This is a genomic window from Streptomyces deccanensis (genome assembly GCF_022385335.1).
Taxonomy (GTDB): Bacteria; Actinomycetota; Actinomycetes; order Streptomycetales; family Streptomycetaceae; genus Streptomyces; species Streptomyces deccanensis.
Genome location: NZ_CP092431.1, coordinates 10,001,491 through 10,017,400, shown reverse-complemented (window position 1 = coordinate 10,017,400; position 15,910 = coordinate 10,001,491). Strand labels below are relative to the sequence as shown.

Annotated in this window: 15 protein-coding genes and 1 pseudogene; 8 read left to right on the top strand and 8 right to left on the bottom strand. The window is 70.5% G+C overall.

Translation table 11 applies throughout. The features are described 5' to 3' along the window. The first annotated feature begins 95 nt into the window (after positions 1–95). The 6 genes from L3078_RS44070 to L3078_RS44045 all read left to right on the top strand — a co-directional run bounded on the left by L3078_RS44070 (position 96) and on the right by L3078_RS44045 (position 6,158). A complete protein-coding gene (locus tag L3078_RS44070; protein WP_239760094.1) occupies positions 96–1,007 on the top strand; it encodes a LysR family transcriptional regulator in 912 nt (303 codons plus the stop codon). Between the two features lie 155 nt (positions 1,008–1,162). Further along, positions 1,163–2,344, top strand: a complete 1,182-nt coding sequence (locus L3078_RS44065; protein ID WP_239760093.1) for a CaiB/BaiF CoA transferase family protein — start codon at positions 1,163–1,165, stop codon at positions 2,342–2,344. An 18-nt stretch (positions 2,345–2,362) separates the two neighbouring features. Beyond that, positions 2,363–3,151, top strand: coding sequence for a crotonase/enoyl-CoA hydratase family protein (locus L3078_RS44060; protein ID WP_420864149.1), 789 nt, complete (start codon positions 2,363–2,365; stop codon positions 3,149–3,151). A 7-nt stretch (positions 3,152–3,158) separates the two neighbouring features. After that, complete coding sequence (locus L3078_RS44055) at positions 3,159–3,908, top strand: acetoacetate decarboxylase (RefSeq protein WP_239760092.1); 750 nt, start codon at positions 3,159–3,161, stop codon at positions 3,906–3,908. Continuing rightward, on the top strand, positions 3,905–4,939 hold the full coding sequence (locus tag L3078_RS44050; protein WP_239760091.1) for a 3-hydroxyacyl-CoA dehydrogenase NAD-binding domain-containing protein: 1,035 nt from the start codon (positions 3,905–3,907) through the stop codon (positions 4,937–4,939). Before L3078_RS44055 ends, L3078_RS44050 begins: the two co-directional genes overlap by 4 nt. Before the next feature lies 1 nt (position 4,940). Continuing rightward, positions 4,941–6,158: an acyl-CoA dehydrogenase family protein gene (locus L3078_RS44045; RefSeq protein ID WP_239760090.1), complete on the top strand. Its 1,218-nt coding sequence runs from the start codon at positions 4,941–4,943 to the stop codon at positions 6,156–6,158. Positions 6,159–6,647: 489 nt separating this feature from the next. Here L3078_RS44045 and L3078_RS44040 read toward each other — a convergent pair whose 3' ends face one another. Continuing rightward, positions 6,648–7,214, bottom strand: a complete 567-nt coding sequence (locus L3078_RS44040) for a hypothetical protein (RefSeq protein ID WP_239760089.1) — start codon at positions 7,212–7,214, stop codon at positions 6,648–6,650. Between the two features lie 215 nt (positions 7,215–7,429). Between L3078_RS44040 and L3078_RS44035 the strand changes: the two are divergent. Then, positions 7,430–7,594 (top strand): annotated as a pseudogene (locus L3078_RS44035) (AraC family transcriptional regulator); the annotation flags it as partial. Positions 7,595–7,727: 133 nt separating this feature from the next. Here the strand turns inward: L3078_RS44035 and L3078_RS44030 are convergent. The 5 genes from L3078_RS44030 to L3078_RS44010 form a co-directional block, all read right to left on the bottom strand. Beyond that, the gene (locus tag L3078_RS44030; RefSeq protein WP_239760088.1) at positions 7,728–8,645 is read right to left on the bottom strand and encodes a hypothetical protein; all 918 of its coding nucleotides are present in this window, start codon (positions 8,643–8,645) and stop codon (positions 7,728–7,730) included. Continuing rightward, complete coding sequence (locus L3078_RS44025; protein WP_239760087.1) at positions 8,642–10,780, bottom strand: PEP/pyruvate-binding domain-containing protein; 2,139 nt, start codon at positions 10,778–10,780, stop codon at positions 8,642–8,644. Before L3078_RS44025 ends, L3078_RS44030 begins: the two co-directional genes overlap by 4 nt. A gap of 6 nt (positions 10,781–10,786) precedes the next feature. Continuing rightward, entirely contained in the window at positions 10,787–11,479 is a 693-nt protein-coding gene (locus L3078_RS44020) for a DedA family protein (protein ID WP_239760086.1), read from the bottom strand. Positions 11,480–11,484: 5 nt separating this feature from the next. After that, positions 11,485–12,333, bottom strand: a complete 849-nt coding sequence (locus tag L3078_RS44015) for a hypothetical protein (protein WP_239760085.1) — start codon at positions 12,331–12,333, stop codon at positions 11,485–11,487. Between the two features lie 642 nt (positions 12,334–12,975). Further along, positions 12,976–13,326, bottom strand: a complete 351-nt coding sequence (locus tag L3078_RS44010; RefSeq protein WP_239760084.1) for a DoxX family protein — start codon at positions 13,324–13,326, stop codon at positions 12,976–12,978. Positions 13,327–13,464: 138 nt separating this feature from the next. Here L3078_RS44010 and L3078_RS44005 point away from each other — a divergent pair, with 138 nt between their 5' ends. Then, complete coding sequence (locus L3078_RS44005) at positions 13,465–13,998, top strand: MarR family winged helix-turn-helix transcriptional regulator (RefSeq protein WP_239760083.1); 534 nt, start codon at positions 13,465–13,467, stop codon at positions 13,996–13,998. Positions 13,999–14,789: 791 nt separating this feature from the next. Here L3078_RS44005 and L3078_RS44000 read toward each other — a convergent pair. Continuing rightward, positions 14,790–15,269, bottom strand: a complete 480-nt coding sequence (locus L3078_RS44000) for a hypothetical protein (protein ID WP_239760082.1) — start codon at positions 15,267–15,269, stop codon at positions 14,790–14,792. Then, positions 15,263–15,856, bottom strand: a complete 594-nt coding sequence (locus L3078_RS43995; RefSeq protein ID WP_239760081.1) for a TIGR03086 family metal-binding protein — start codon at positions 15,854–15,856, stop codon at positions 15,263–15,265. The genes L3078_RS44000 and L3078_RS43995 overlap by 7 nt, the downstream gene beginning before the upstream one ends. Positions 15,857–15,910 lie beyond the last annotated feature (54 nt).

The following is a 15,910-nucleotide window of genomic DNA, read 5'->3' as shown; positions in this document are numbered from 1 at the left end:
GGCCATCAGCCATCAAGCGGCCGTACCGGCACGCCCCTGCCCGCCCGGCACCGCCCTTGATCACTCCCACCCGGCAGCCCTCTACGGTGGGCACCGTGGAACTCCTGCATCTGCGTTACTTCGTCGCTGTCGCCCAGGAACTGAACTTCTCCACCGCGGCCCGCAAGCTGCACATGGCGGCCTCCCCCCTCAGCAGACGGATCAAGGATCTCGAAAACGAACTCGGGCACCGCCTCTTCGACCGCAGCACCCACCACGTGGCCCTCACGCCGGCCGGTGACGCGCTGCTGCCGATCGCGCGCGGTGTGCTGGAGCAGGTGGACTCCATCCGTTGGAGGCTGGACGAGACAGCACGGCCGCAGCGGACCACCCTGCTGGTCGGGGTGCCCACCGGCATCCATCCGGATCTGCGGGAGCGGATGGACACCCTGGCCGAGCGCCTCGGCGACCGGTACGAGATCAAGCGCTGGCCCGGCGGCAACGACCGTCTCGTCGACGCGGTCTGCGACGGCAGGCTCGCGTTGACCCTGGCACGCCTCCCGGCCGGCGGCGACCCGGCGCTGGAGCTGCTGCCGGTGATGTCCGAGCGGCTCGGAGCGGTCGTCCCCCGGAGCCGGTTCGCCGGGCGGGAGTCCATCGCCCTGACAGAGCTGGCCGACCTCTCCTACGTGGTCTCCCCCGCGGGAGCGACTACGGCGTACTTTCGCGGACTCGACCAGCAACTGTCCGAGCTCGGCATCAAAAAGCGTATCGAAATCAGCAGCACCACATTCGACGGAATCTCCGAGATAGTGTCCAGTGGGCTCGCTTTCTCCATTTCCATGCTGGACGACAGGAGCCCGGTCAGGAATTTCCATCTGGATAATGTGACGATCCTGCCGATCACCGATTTTCATCCGCGCCTGGAGACCGGGCTGCTCTGGCGCAAGGATCGAGGCGAGGGCGGCGACCTGCAAGAAGTCGTGCGCGCGGTCCGCGAGGTGTTCACCGAGCCGCTCCGTTCATAACCACCACGCATTCCCCGGAAAAGGCGGTATGACCGCTGCGGTCATACCGCCTTTCGTCGATCGGTCATTCCCTCAGCTTCATCTCCGACGCCTTCCGAAGTAACTTAGTTGGCAGATACACGGACATCTTGATGAGGCAAGGAGTGAGAGAAGTCATGACGGACCTCTCAGACACCGTCACCGCCACCGTCACCGGCCCCTTGGCGGGCACCCGCGTGATCGACCTGTCAACCGTGGTGATGGGCCCGTACGCCGCCCAGATCCTCGGGGACCTCGGCGCCGAGGTGATCAAGATCGAGTCGCCTGCCGACACCGTCCGCGTCGGCGACTACCGCACCACGCCGGGCATGACCCCGCTGAACCTCAACGTCAACCGCAACAAGCGCAGCGTCTCCCTCAACCTCAAGGACGACACCGACCGCGAGCGGGCGCTCGGGCTGATCGACACGGCGGATGTGCTGATCACCAACATGCGCCCCGGCGCGCTGCACCGCCTCGGCCTGTCCTACGACGACATCGCCGCCCGCAATCCCGCACTCGTCTACGCGCACGCCCAGGGCTTCCGCAGCGACTCGGACCGAGCCGGCAACGCCGCCTACGACGAGAGCGTGCAGGCCGCGTCCGGCCTGGTCGACATCGCCGACCGGGCGTTGGGCGAGCCCGTCTACCTGCCGACGATCATCGGCGACAAGGTCTCCTCGCTCACCATCGCCTACAGCGTGCTCGCCGCTCTGCTGCACCGCGACAGGACCGGCCAGGGGCAGCTCGTCGAGATCCCGATGACCGACACGATGATCGCGTTCAACATGGTCGAGCACCTCGCGGGCCACACCCATGTGCCCGAGACGGGCCCCACCGGCTTCCGTCTGTCGATGCTCAAGGGGCACAGGGCGGTGCGCACCAAGGACGGCCTCGCCTGCGTCATCCCCTACAACCCTCCCAACTACCGGGACTTCTTCACCGCCGCCGGACGCCCGGACCTCGCCGAGGACCCGCGCGTGGGCGGAGAGACCATCGACGGCGCCGACCAGGAGGATCTGGCCCAGCTGGTCGCCCTGTGCGCCCCGGAGCTCACCACTGAGGAGTGGGCCGAGGTGTGCGCCAAGCACAGCATCCCCATGGCTCCGGTGCTGGAACTGGACCGTGCGCACGAGGACCCGTACGTCCAGGACGGCCATCTCCTCGACACCGTCGAGCACCCCACCGAGGGCACGGTCCGCACGATCGGCATCCCGGTGCGGTTCTCCGCCACCCCCGGCTCGATCCGCCGCCTGGCCCCGGTCGCGGGCCAGGACACCGAGGACGTCCTCGCCGAACTCGCCGCCACCACCCGCTGACCGGACAGGAGACCCCCCATGAACACCCTCATGAACAGTTCTGTCTCTCCCGTCGTCCGCACCGAGCGCATCGGCTCCGCTCTGCTCATCACCCTCGACCGCCCCGAGGCCCGCAACGCCGTCAACGCGGCCGTCGCCGCCGAACTGACTTCTGTCCTCGAGGAGTTGGAGGCCGCCCCGGAGCTGCGGGCCGGCGTCCTGACCGGCGAGGGCGGCACCTTCAGCGCCGGCATGGACCTCAAGGCCGCGCTGCGCGGCGAATCACCCGAGGTGAAGGGCCGCGGCTTCGGCGGCCTGACGGAAGCCGAGCCGACCAAGCCCCTCATCGCCGCCGTCGAGGGCTTCGCCATGGGCGGCGGCTTCGAACTCGCCCTGGCCTGCGATCTGATCGTCGCCGCCGAGGACGCCCGGTTCGGACTGCCCGAGGTCAAGCGCGGCCTGATCGCGGCGGGCGGCGGAGTGATCCGGCTGCCCAAGCGGATCCCGCACCACCTGGCGATGGAGCTGCTCCTGACCGGGGAGCCCGTCGATGGGCGCCGCGCAGGGGAGCTGGGCCTGGTCAACCGGGTCGTCGGCAAGGGACAGGCCGTCGCCGAGGCCCTGCGGCTGGCCGAACAGCTGGCCACGAACGCCCCGTTGGCGCTGGCCGCCGTCAAGCGCGTCGTCCGCGCCGCTGACGGTGTCCCGGACGCCGAGGCCTTCGCTTTCCAACGCGGCGAGATGAAGACCCTGATGGCCTCGGACGACGTACGCGAGGGCATGACGGCCTTCGCCGAGCGCCGCTCGCCGCGCTGGACGGGACGGTGAGGCCGGCATGAGGACCGAGGACGTACGACAGCACCTCACCACCCCGCTCACTCGCCCGGCGTACGCGCCGACGGTCCCGCGGTTCACCGACCGCGAGTACCTCAACATCGTCTACCGCACCGACCCCGAAGCCCTGCGGGCCGTAGTCCCCGAACCGCTGCGGATCGACGAGCCGCTCGTCCGGTTCGAGGTGATGAAGATGGGCGACGTCAGCGGCTTCGGCCCCTACACGGAGGCCGGCCAGGCGATCCCGGTCAGCTTCGAGGGCGAGCGGGGCGAGTACCTGCACGCCATGTATCTCGACAACTTCCCGGCCACCGCCTCCGGCCGCGAGGTCTCCGCCTACCCGAAGGTCATCGGCTCCCCGGCGCTCTTCGTCGACTCCGGCGCGCTCGTCGGCACCCTCGATCACGGCTCGCTGCGGGTCGCCACGGCCACCATGGGCTACAAGCACCATGAACTGGACCTGCGCGAGGCCGAGGCGCAGATCTCCGTACCGACCTTCATGCTCAAGACCGTCCCCGGTTACGACGGTCTGCCGCGCGTGCAGGAACTCGTCCGGACCCGCATCACCGAACTCACGGTCAAGGGGGCCTGGACCGGCCCCGCCCGGCTCCAGCTGTTCCAGCATGTGCTCGCGCCGCTTGCGGACCTGCCGGTGCTGGAGGTCGTCTCCGCCAGCCACATCCTCACCGACCTGACGCTCAACCGCGTGGAGCCGGTCCACGACTACCTGAAGGGAGTCGTCGCGTCATGAACCGCACCCCTGCCCTCCGCACCCCCGCCCTCCGCTCCCCCGCCCTTCGCACTCCGGCCTTCCGCACTCCTGTCTTCCGGACGGCCGCCGTCATCGGCGCCGGAACCATCGGACTGTCGTGGACGACCCTGTTCGCCGCACACGGCCTGACCGTGCGGGTGAGCGACCCGCGCGAGGACCTCGCCGAAGCCGTCGCGGACGCCCTGGCGCGGTACGCCCCGCATCTGGCCGCCCGTGGCCTGGACGTGCGCGGTCTCGCCGACCGGGTACACCTGGCGGCCGACGTGACGGAGGCGGTCCGGGACGCGGACGTCGTCCAGGAGAACGGGCCCGAACGCGTTGGGTTCAAGCAGGACTTGTTCGCCGCCGTCGTACGTGAGGCGCCCGCGCACGCGCTGCTGCTCAGCTCCTCGTCGGCGATCCCCTCCACGGCGTTCACAGGTGAGCTGGCCGACGAGGACGCCGCCCGCGTCCTGATCGGCCACCCCTTCAACCCGCCGCACCTGCTCCCCCTGGTCGAGGTCGTCCCCGGCGAACGCACCCGCGAGGACGCCGTACAGGCCGCGCTGGACTTCTACACCTTCCTCGGCCGCACCCCGGTCGTCGAGCGCAAGGAGATCCCTGGCTTCGTCGGCAACCGTCTGCAGAACGCGCTCAGCCGCGAGGCGGTTCACCTCGTCGAGCAGGGCGTGGTGACCCCCGAGGACCTGGACCGCGTCATGACCAACTCGCTGGGCCCGCGCTGGGCCACGGTCGGCCCGTTCCTCGGCGCCCACCTCGGCGGAGGACCCGGCGGCTACCGGCACCTCGTCGCACACATCGGCGCGTCGATGGGGGCCCTGGAAGACACCCCCGGCCGCCACCCCGCGCAGACCCCCGACCAACAGGAACGGCTCATCCAAGCCGTGGAGAAGGCTTACGGCTCCTCCACGTCCTCGGAACTCGCCGAGACGCGCGACCGCAAGCAACTGGCGGTCCTGGACGCGCTGGACGGCGCGACCCGGACGACCACCCCGAAGGAGGAGAACTGAGATGACCACCACCACACAGCCCACGGCCCCCGGTCCGATCGCCGACGAACTGACCGCCGATTTCTACCACTTCGAGTCGCTGCTCCCGGACGACGAGCGCAAGATCCTCCTCAAGGCCCGGGCCCTCATGCGCGACGAGGTCAAGCCGCTGGTGAACGACAGTTGGGCCAAGGGCGAGTTCCCCATGCAGCTCATCGGCCTCTTCCGCGACAGCGGCCTGGCCGGCCTGCCCTACGAGGGCTACGGCGCGCACCAGCCCGCCACGAGCAACCTCCTGTCGGGCATGCTCGCCCTGGAGTTGGCCCGTACCGACGCCTCGGTGTCGACCTTCTTCGGCGTCCACAACGGCCTGGCCATGTACTCCATCCACTCCGGCGGCGACCAGAAGCAGCGCGACCGCTGGCTGCCGGCGATGGCCGCGATGGACAAGATCGGCGCCTTCGCGATGACCGAGCCCCTCGGCGGCTCCGACGTCGCCGGCGGTATGCGCACCACCGCCCGGCGCGAGGGCGACAGCTGGGTCCTGAACGGCGCAAAGAAGTGGATCGGCAACGCCACGTTCGCCGACTACGTCGTCGTGTGGGCGCGGGACGTCGACGACAACCACGTCAAGGGCTTCGTCGTCGAGAAGGGCACCCCCGGCTTCGCCCCGGCGAAGATCGAGCACAAGGTCGCCTTCCGCATCGTCGAGAACGCCGAGATCACCCTGACCGACGTCCGCGTCCCGGAGGGCAACCGCCTCCAGCGCATCGACTCCTTCCGCGACGTCGCCGAGATCCTGCGCGCGACCCGCGCCGGGGTGGCCTGGCAGGCGCTCGGCGTCATGATCGGCGCCTATGAACTGGCCCTGGACTACGCCCGGGAGCGCGAGCAGTTCGGCCGACCCATCGGTGGCTTCCAGCTCGTGCAGGACCTCCTGGTCAAGAGCCTCGGCAACGTCACCGCCTCCTGGGCGATGCTCACGCAGCTCGCCCGCCTCCAGGACGCCGGTATCTACCGCGACGAACACTCCTCCCTGGCCAAGGCGTTCGTCACCTCGCGCATGCGCGAGGTCGTGGGCTGGAGCCGTGAGATCTTCGGCGGCAACGGCATCCTCCTGGACCACGACATCTTCCGGTTCTTCGCCGACGCCGAGGCGATCTGCTCCTTCGAGGGCACCCGCGAGATGAACACCCTGATCGTGGGCAAGTCGATCACCGGGCAGAGCGCCTTCGTGTGAGAGCGCCTTCGTGTGAGGAAGGGCCCCCACCGGCGGGGGAACGACCGCGCCGAGACGCGGCGCCCGGCGGTGGACCGCGCCCGTCAATGCCCCGGGGCCACGAGCCCCGGGGCCTTCTTCGCGTCGGAGCCGGATCCACGCGCGGCTGCTGCGAGGCAGGGTCACATGGGCGAGCTGTGCCGGGCGGAGACAACTTGGCCGGGAGCGGTTTTCTCGGAGGATGTCCTGGCAGGTGGCAGCACGTAACTCGTGGACCAGGCCACGCGCGGCCTCCTTGCGCTGGTCCCCCGGCCATCAAGGTCCGGTCCGCCGCGCACCGAGTCATCGGGCGACGCCCCAACGTCGCTTCGCATTGGCGCTGTTGGTCCGTTCAGGCATTCGCGGTGGGCCGTGCACAGATTTCCACGGCTCGGTCGACGCCCTGCCACAGGTGGAACCGGTCGGCGACCTGGATCGCGGCGGGAGCGTCGCCTCACGGGGTTCCGCCCCTCACCGGCGCGTGCGGCGCCGGTAGTAGTGCACGGTCACCGCGCCCAGCAGCGGCCCCCAGGCGGCCACAGGCAGATAGCAGACGGTCAGGAGCCAGTTGCCCCACGGCGTGATGTCCATCTGAGCGTGCAGGGTCGTCCAGACAAGCAATACTCCATAGATGCTGCACGCGAGCGCGCCAAACGCCGCCGGGACAACCGCAGCAAGTACCGGGACCGGACGGCCTCCGAGATACGGCATCCAGCGCGGCCACACTTCTCCCCACGGCCGCACCAACCCGAGGGTCAGCCAGGCCAGACCTTCTTGGGCCAGCGACAGCAAAGGCAGCACCAGCAGGCCCCAGCCGGGCAGGAGCATCGCATCATACTCGGACTGTCCGAGTCCGAGCGGAACACCCAGCACGACAGCGAGGCGCCACAAAGCCGATGGCAGAGACACCCAGACGACCGCGACCGCCGCACGTCGCGCCCAAACCGGGACGCCCGGGACCGTCCGATCTGATGCGCGGCCGGATAAGTGCTTTCGTTCGGTCGGCGCGTTGTCGGATAAGGCAACGGTCGTGGGCATACGGCACACTCCTCGATCAGCACGGGCCCTGCGTTCGATGCCCTTGATGCTTTCGCAGGCCCCCCGCCGCCCGCGTCCGGCCACGGCATGAACACCATCCACCACACGGCGTAACCGCGTCGCGGCCGTGTCAGCCCCGAGGCGTAGGCACCGCCACGGCCACGCAACGCCGCGGACCAGCGAGCGCTTCCGAAGATATGGAGTGCCGCCAACAGACACGGCTGCGCGCGGTGCGTCTCGACCAGCTGCGGATCTCGGTGCAGCAACCCCTGCACCTGCCCACCCCGAGCAATCCGCTGCTGCGAAAGGTCTGCGACCTGCTGCGCACCGACCCGTCGGACAACCGGACGCTCGTCGAACTGGGCCGGGAGGTCGGAGCCGGCTCCGGCTGCTCAGCTACTCGTTGGGCGGTCACCGCAGCGTCGTCAAACAGAAGGCGGTCCCGCACCCGCACCCATGGCGCTCGCCAAGGCGTAGACCTCCCCAGCTCGCCGGTGCCTCCCTGGCAGATGCTCAGCTCCGGTGTTCGGCCTGTCCTTCGCCCAGGACGACGGCGGTGGTGCGGTTGGTGTTGGCGTCCTGGAGGCAGCCGCGCAGGCGCAGCACGTCGTGCGACGGCAGGGCGGGGCGGATGACGCCGGTGTACACGCCGTCGTTCATCCGGTTCAGCGTGGCGTCGTCGTTCGTGGCCGCGGTGGAGCGGCGGCAGGTCTCCCACAGATCCCGCGCGGCGAGTTGAACGGCCCCCTCGCTCCGGTCGCCGTACGTCTCGACGCGGAAGACCATGGTCGTGCTCGCCGCGTCCGGCCGTTGCTCGGCCCGGGTCTGGGTCGCGTCGGCCAGGGCGGACCACAGCACGGGCACCAGGAGCAGGCCGCCGACAGCCGCCGCGACGGCGAGGGCTTTTCGACCGGTGTGATTCGGCGGTACCGCCGGGCGGCTTTCCAAAGGAGCGGTCGCGGTGAGCGGCGGGGCGGTCAGTGCCGCCAGGCGTCCGGCCAGGCGGCGCTCGGCGCCTGGCCGAGCGGTGGCTCCCGCCACCTTCTGGATGACCAAGGCGATCCCGGACAGGGCCGCGCCGGCCACCATGAGGACGGGGACGAAGACGAACGTCCGATGCGTGCCGTTCAGCTCCGTCCTGTCCACGGCGGCAAGCCAGTTGAAGCGGTTCGGCACCGGATCGCGGCTCTGTTCGAGCCGCTTGCGAACCTCCTCGACACGGGCGTCGGACCGCTCCAGCCGGTCCTCCAGACGGCTCAGGCGGGTGAGCAGCAGGACGGTGGCGAGGAAGACCTCGACGACGATCAGCAGGGCGGCGGAGATGAGGGCTCGCTGCCATTCCCAACGGGTCAGGTAGAGCACGGTGTAGTAGCCGGCGTAGGCGGCGGACAGCCCGCCGAAGGTGTAGCCGACCAGTCTGATGGACTTCATGCCGCCGACTCCTCACGTGTCGAAGCAGGTCCCGATGCCGCGCCGACGGTGTCGCGCACGGCCAACCCTCCTGTCCCGCCGTCCACGGTGTCGCGCACAGCGACTTCTCCCGCCCCGCCGTCCACGGTGAGCGGCGTTCCGGAGAGGAAGCGGTCGACGGCTGCCGGTACGCCGACCGCGGTGGGGACGCGGTATTCGCGTGCCAGCACCGCGAGGTGCGACAGGGCGCTGCCCGTCTCCGCCACGAGACCGGCAAGGCCCGGGAGCAGCGGGGCCAGGGCGGGGTCGAGGGAGCGGACCACGAGCACGGGACGGTCGGGGCGCTCGCCGTGGCCGTCCCAGGCCGTGCCGGTGCCGAAGCCGCCGCCGGCCCCCTGCCCCTCGCCCGAGGCCCGGTGTCCGGGCGGGAGTTGGGCCACGGGACGGCCGTCGGCCAGGCGGAAGACGGCGGGCAGCGGACCGGTGTCCTCCCGGGGCAGCCGCGCGCCGAGATCGGCCGGCAGCCCCTTGCCGTCCGCAGCCTCGACCAGTTCCTCCCATCGCAGCAGCATCAGACGGGAGGCCCCGAACCCGCACTCACCGGCGTCGATCCGCTCGGCGAGTTCCCGCACCAGCTGGGCCTGCATCTCCTGCACCCAGCGGATCCGCAGCCGCAGCCCTTCCCGTACGGGCAGCGCGCCCACGCCCCGGGGCGCCGTGGTCCACCCGGTCTGTGCGGGCAGCGGGGGGCGATCGCCGAGCGTCGGGGGCAGCAGGGCCAGCAGGACGGGGTGGCGTTCCAGGAGTTGCTCGTCGCTCAGGCCCCGCCTGCGGCCTTCTGTCAGTTCCGCGAGCGCTTCGCCGGCCGCGGTGGCGCCGCTGCCCGCGCCGAGCAGCGCGCCCGCCAGGGACTCCTGGGCGTGGAGGGACGACAGGACGTGCCGACCCCAGGCGACGGCGTCCAACAACTGGCCGCTGAGCATCTCCCGGGGCGGGGGAAAGTCGGACAGCTGCCGGTCCACGTCGGCCATCAGGTCGACGGCCAGCAGCGGCAGCGCCGAACGCAGCCGCCCGATCCGCCAGGCAGCCCCCGCCCGGCGAGCCCCCGGCGCCGGGTTGACGAAGTCCAGGACCGGATGGGCCGACGGGATGGCGCCCAGCAGCCGCAGATCGGCGGCGGCCCGTCCCTCCACTGTGGTCACCACCGGCAGTCTGCGCAGGTGTCGCCGGGGCGCGGCGCCTGCGATGTCGAGGGCGAGGGTGAGGCCGTGGGACATCGGCGCCACCCACAGGTCCTCCTCCAGCGGTTGGAGCACCCCGGGCAGGGTCTCGGCGATCGGACCGGGGCCCAGCAGGCGCGCTCCGGGCAGCGGTCGGGCCGCCATCGCGGTGATGGGCCGGGCCTGGAACAGCCAAAGCTTTCCGTCGGCGTCGAAGCCGAACTCCATGTCCTGGGGCCCGCCGAACGCCCGCTCGGTCTTCTTGGCCAGGTCCACCAGCCTCACCTGCCGCCGGTGGGACAGCAGCCGGCGGCCACGTGCTTCGGCCGGGTCGGTGCGCACCAGGCGGGCGAGACGGGTCAGTTGATAGCGCACGCCTTGAGTGCTGCCGTCGACGAGCTGATGCGGTCCGCCGGGCACCGCGCTGACGAGGATCCGGTCGGTGCGGCCCTCGACCGGATCGGCGCCGAACATCACGCCGCCGATGGTGGATTGGAGCATCGGCTGCACCAGCACCGCCATCCCGTCGCGGTCGGGGGTCTCCTCCGGTGGGCGCAGCGGCCTGACCACTCCGGCCGAGTCGAGGACGATCCGCACCGCGAGGGTGAACTCCTCCCAGCCTCGTACATCCAGCACCGACTCGAACCGCCCCGCCATCGAGGAGTCCTCGGTGTCCTCGTGCGCGGAGGAGGAGCGCACGACCAACGCCCGTTCCTGGGGGCCGGCAAGTGCCTGCCAGGCGGAGCGCACCGCGTCCTCCCCTGCGGCCGCCCCTGGTGCCCGGTCGGCGGGTACCAACACGAACCCGGGCAGCACGGGCAGCCCCGCCATGGCGGCTCGGGCCAGGTTGGCGGCCTTGGCACCGGTGACGGTCGCGTCATCGGCCTGTACTGCGTCCAGCGGTACGACCGCCAGTTCCGCACCCTCGAATCCCATGGGTCACTACTCCTTCGATGAGGTGATGAGGTGGCTCGGCTCCTGTTCAGGGCGCCGAAAGGCCGCACCGGCAGCCACCACGGCGGACGGCGTCCGCGCGTCGCCTCGGCGACGCCTGAGCAACCACACGAGACCGAACAGCGCCACCGTCACGGCGGCGAGCACGGCCGCGCCGATCAGTCCGGCCGCGTGCAAGAAGTCGATGGCGGCGGCACCGGCGAAGTAGCCCAGGAGCACGTTCCCGATCCCCCAGATCAGCGAGGCGAGCGTGCTGAAGAGGAAGAAGCGGCGGTACGGCATGCCGGACGCCCCGGCGGCGAACGGCAGGAACGTCCGTACGATGCCGATGAACCGGCCCCCGACCACCGCCGTCCCGCCATGACGCGTCAGGAAGTCATGAGCCCTGCCGATCCGGCTGTTGCCCCGTACCCAGCGGCTCAGTCGGGAGTTCGGGCGTCGCCCGTACCAATGCCCCAGGGCGTAACCGAGACTGTCGCCGGTCATCCCACCGGTCACGACGAGGGTGGCGAGGAGCACGGGGTCGAGGTCGCCTCGGCCCGCGATCGCCGACGCGAGGAGGATGACGGTCTCGCCGGGCAGCAGCACACCGACGAAGGCGCTGGTCTCACCGGCCGTCAGGGCGAACACGATGACGTACGACCACCATCCGGCCGCCTCGACGAGAGCACCGAAGTCCATGGCCGTCAGCCAGCTTCTCGCAGCGGGGCGGGTCCTGGGGTGCCCGTCGACTCAGGCGCGCGGGCACGCGCAAGGGAACGGGGCCAGGCTTGGGGCAGGGGCCAGGGCCGGGGCTGGAACGACAGCACCCGTCCCCGGGACTCCCCGGCAGGTGAAGCGTCCGCGTCCCCGCGAGCATGCTCACCCTTCTCGTCCGGCAGGTGTCCTGCGACGTACCACGCCAGAAGGGGTACGACCACGGCCGGCAGCGCCGCGAGCCACAGGTCTCCCCCTCCCCCGTTCGACGCCCCCGACACTGCCGCGAGCACCGCGAGCAGCAGTACGGCCGCCCGCGGCCAGGTCTTCGAGGTGGTGGCGACCACCGCCAGTGCCATCAGCACGTACCAGCCGACACGGACACCAGGCAGCGCCAGGTAGTCACCGAACAGGGACGCCTCACGCACGCCCCGCACCTCGGCGAAGACACCGAGCCCGGCCGTGCCGGACAACAACAGCGCGACGGCGAGGCGCAGGTAGACCCTCTCATCCCGCCGGGCCAGCCAGAGCAGGCTCAGCACCGCCAGGGGCAGCGGGGCGAAGGCAAGGATCGAGGTCAGTAGCTGTGCCGCATCGTGGACGAACGCCGTTCCTGTCTCCGCTGCGACGGTCCCGTAGGGGCGGAGGCGTTCGGCGGCGGATGATGTCCAGCCGGCCTCGACCACGGGCTCCTCGCCACGGACGGCCGTGGCGAGGAGCCCGGCGTACACGAGCAGAACCACGGCCAGGCCTGCCACCGCGCGCCGCAGGTTTCGCCGGATGGGGGTCTCGATGACGGGGGCCTCCATGACGGGGGCCTGCATGACGGGGGCCTGCATCGGCTGGATCCGGCTGAGAAGCGGTGCCCGCCGAGTAGCGCGGGCGCGTCGGCCGCAGGCGGCCACGCAACTCACCGGGTCCGTCCGGCATCGTGCGCCGCGCTGCTCGGACGCAGCGTCCTCGCCGCTTCCCACAGCGGCATGACCCGTGCGGTCTTCTGCTTCGTCGTGTTCGGCGACGGGGATGCGCCATTCCGCGCCGATACGGGCTGGATCACGGCAGCCTCCTGATCGGTCACGGGCGCGTCATCCGGAGGCGCGCCGACTGGCTCTTCTTGCTGATCTACATAAGTGGATCGACCAGTCCACTTATTTCCCGCATCGAATATGGCGCGCGTCACATATGGTGGCGAGCGGAGGGCTGGACTCGATGCCGTCGATGATCAACCTGTCGCCGCCGACGTCCGAGGGGCTCTCGGCCACCCTGAACTGGGCTCGCCGAGCACTCCGTTGTGCGCGGGTTCACGTCGGAGCAAGACTCGACCGGCGCGAACTCGCCGCGCCATGCGCGCGGACCCAGCCAGGAGGGGAGAAGGCCGGCTCCCCCGACACGGGCAGGCTTGTCCGTATCGGCGAAGCGACGGACGAGGGCGGCGGCGAATCGCAGGAGCGGCGCGCCGAGGAGGTCGCGGTGGAGCGCGATCAGACCGTTGCGAAGCCAAGCACCGCAGGCACCACGGAGATGAGCATGATGACGGCCGGGGTGCCCATTCCCTTCTTGTCGCCCGCTCGGATGTGCGTGATCACGGCGCCCAGGAAGTACAGGACGACCCCGATCGCCGCGGCGATGCCGAGGGGGCGGTAGGCGATGCCGACGAGCAGCCCCACAGCGCCCGCGATCTTGACCAGGCCGAGCGGCACGAACCAGTTGTCGGGGACTCCGAGCGCCTTGAGCCCGTCCGTGATCTTCGGGTCGCGGACGATGTCGCCGCGGGCAGAGACGAGCAGCAGCAGGGACAGCAGGACAGCGAGGACGACATAGGCGATGAACACGGAGAACTCCGGAGAGAGAAGGGGGACCGTCGATCGGTCCGGGGGCACAAAGCAGCAAACGGTGAGCTGCGGCAAATAATGTAAGTACCTCAATGATTAATTGCAACCGACTATTTCGTTGCTTGCTACGGTCAGACCATGGCCAGCGAACGACCCGGCGGCACCGCACCCGCCACCAGCGCTCACGAAACCTCCCCCACCTGCGACGACGGCCCCGGATCCGCCGGACCCGACTCCCGCCTCGCCCTGCTCCTGGCGCGGCACGGAGGTGTCACCGACGCCTGGATCCGTGAGGCACTCACCTCATCCGGGGTGACGCCCCGCCACGCGGTCGTGCTGATGCACCTCGACGGCGGTCAGCTCGGGCAGCGCGACCTCGGTGCCCGGCTGCGCGTCGACCCCAGCGTCCTGGTCACTCTCCTCAACGCCTTGGAGGACAGCGACCTCGTAAAACGGCGCCGTGATCCCGCCGACCGCCGCCGTCACATCGTCGAGATCACCGAAGCGGGCAAGGCCGCCGCCGCCAAGCTCGACGCCGCCATCGGCCAGGTCGAGGACGAGCTCTTCGCCGAGCTCACCCCGCAGGAGCGCGACACCCTGCGCTCACTCCTGGCCCGTATCCGCACCACCCACGACGGCAACTGCGACGTCCCGCCGACCGCGGGCTGCTGAATACGCGCACGGGCCCTGAGCGTTGCACGCTTGGAGCCCGTGGTCGCAGGTGATGTGGCGGAGCGCCGAGCGAACACGAGTCGGCGCCCTTCCGTGGAAGTTGGAACGCCGACTCCATATTGGTCAGGCCCAACCGTTGTCGGGCGTTTCCCGGCCTCGTCGCACCGTGGATGCTGTGGCCCGTCTCAGCTCACGCGGTGCACTCCGCCACCGGCAGCGGCACCACTGAGGGGATGGGCGGGCACCCGGTGCGGCCGACGGCGCGAGAGCGCGGTGCGCACCGTCCCCGGCTGCTTGTGGGCGGGCGCCCAGGGGGAAGATCATCCGTCAGCAGGGCTGATGCTGCGCATGCCCTTTGACTCCAGCACCTTCGACGGAGAGCAGAACCGGCTTGTCGTCCACGGGCCGGCCTGACGGGGGCGGCACTAACGCAAAGAACAGCTGGCCAAACAGCTTGTGGAAGCGCAGGCCAAGCGGGACGAACTCGCCCTCGCCGAACGGGCCTTGAACGCATGACCGGTCAGCTCGCCGAGGAACGTCTCTCACTCATGCGGTGCCCGGGGCAGGTTGGCGGCCGGCCAGTACTGCTGATCCCGCTCCCCCCGGCCGCACCCACGACAACACCGCCGCCCGCCACTTGGCGGGCGAGCCTTGCGGGCGGCGAACTGGTTCCGTGTGGCACGGGCCGTGCAGAGATCACGGGCAGGAGACTTCGGCTCACCGCCGTCGTCGACGGCGGTCACGTGCCATCTGATTCCGTCTCATGATCTTGGTCGGCTGAGCAGCCGTTGTCAGCCGCGTGATCGTGGTGCCCGCCGCACAGCACGGCGGCGATCGTCCGACGCCAACCACCCCTCCGCGTCGCGCCGGATCCGTGCCGCGTCGAAACTCTCGTACTCGCGGATCACCGACCTGATCGTGCCTCGATCGCGGTACTCGTCCATGATCGCAACATGTTCCGGCAGCCGTACGAACTCCCCCAGGGCTCGCCGCCCGGTCCATACCGAGATCGATCCGCAGCGCCGGACCAAGGGCGCACCCCATAACCACATGCCGACCGCTCCGTCGAGCTGCGGCCAGCTGCGCCGCAGCGCGAAGCCGCGACGCGCGATGCCGGGCAAGTCTCGGTACGCGTGGCTGGTGAAGTCGGTGATGCTGACGATCAGCGAGCCGCTCCGGCGACCGCTCGTACGGCGGTCGACTCCGTTCGCTGCGGCGCGGTCGACCAGGGAATCCCCGGCGGGGCCCGGGCACCAGCGGCTCCTCAGCATGGCCCCGGCCTCCAGGACGGGTCGCGGCCGAGCAGGGCGAGCAAACGGTCGCCCTGCGGAGCGTCGTCGGGGACATTGATCCGCCGGCGGAACGCGGCGCCGGCTCCGCGGCCCTCGTCCGGGATCAGGGTGGCGACGCGCAGCGCGGCGGTGGTGAGTTCGGCGGTCGGCACCCAGGGGGCGCCGATCGTCACCGCGACATCCCAGGCGTGCACCACGTAGTCGAGCAGGTGGAAGCCGATCGCCGTCCGCCCGGAGACAGAGAAGCCCTCGCCCACCTCCGGCAGCGCGAAGCGCCGTTCCAGCACGTCGTCTTCCGCGAACGCCTCGGTGACCTCGCCCACCGACGCCTCATACGCTCCCGCCGGATCGTCGCCGAGGTCGCCGTCGCGCCATACGGCCCACGGCTCACCCGCGCCGCGGGCGGAGGCGGCGAACCCCTCGTTCTGGCTGACCAGATGGCGAAGCAGGCCGTACAGGGTCCAGTCCGCGCACGGTGTCGCCAACCTCAAGTGGTCGGGCTTCACATGGGAGACCAGCTCCCCGGTCAGCAACAGTGCCTGGCGGTCCAGTCGTCGTATGTCCATGGCCCGAGCGTAGGATCCCCCAGCGGTTCGGTCCCAGGGCCAATAGGCTGCCAA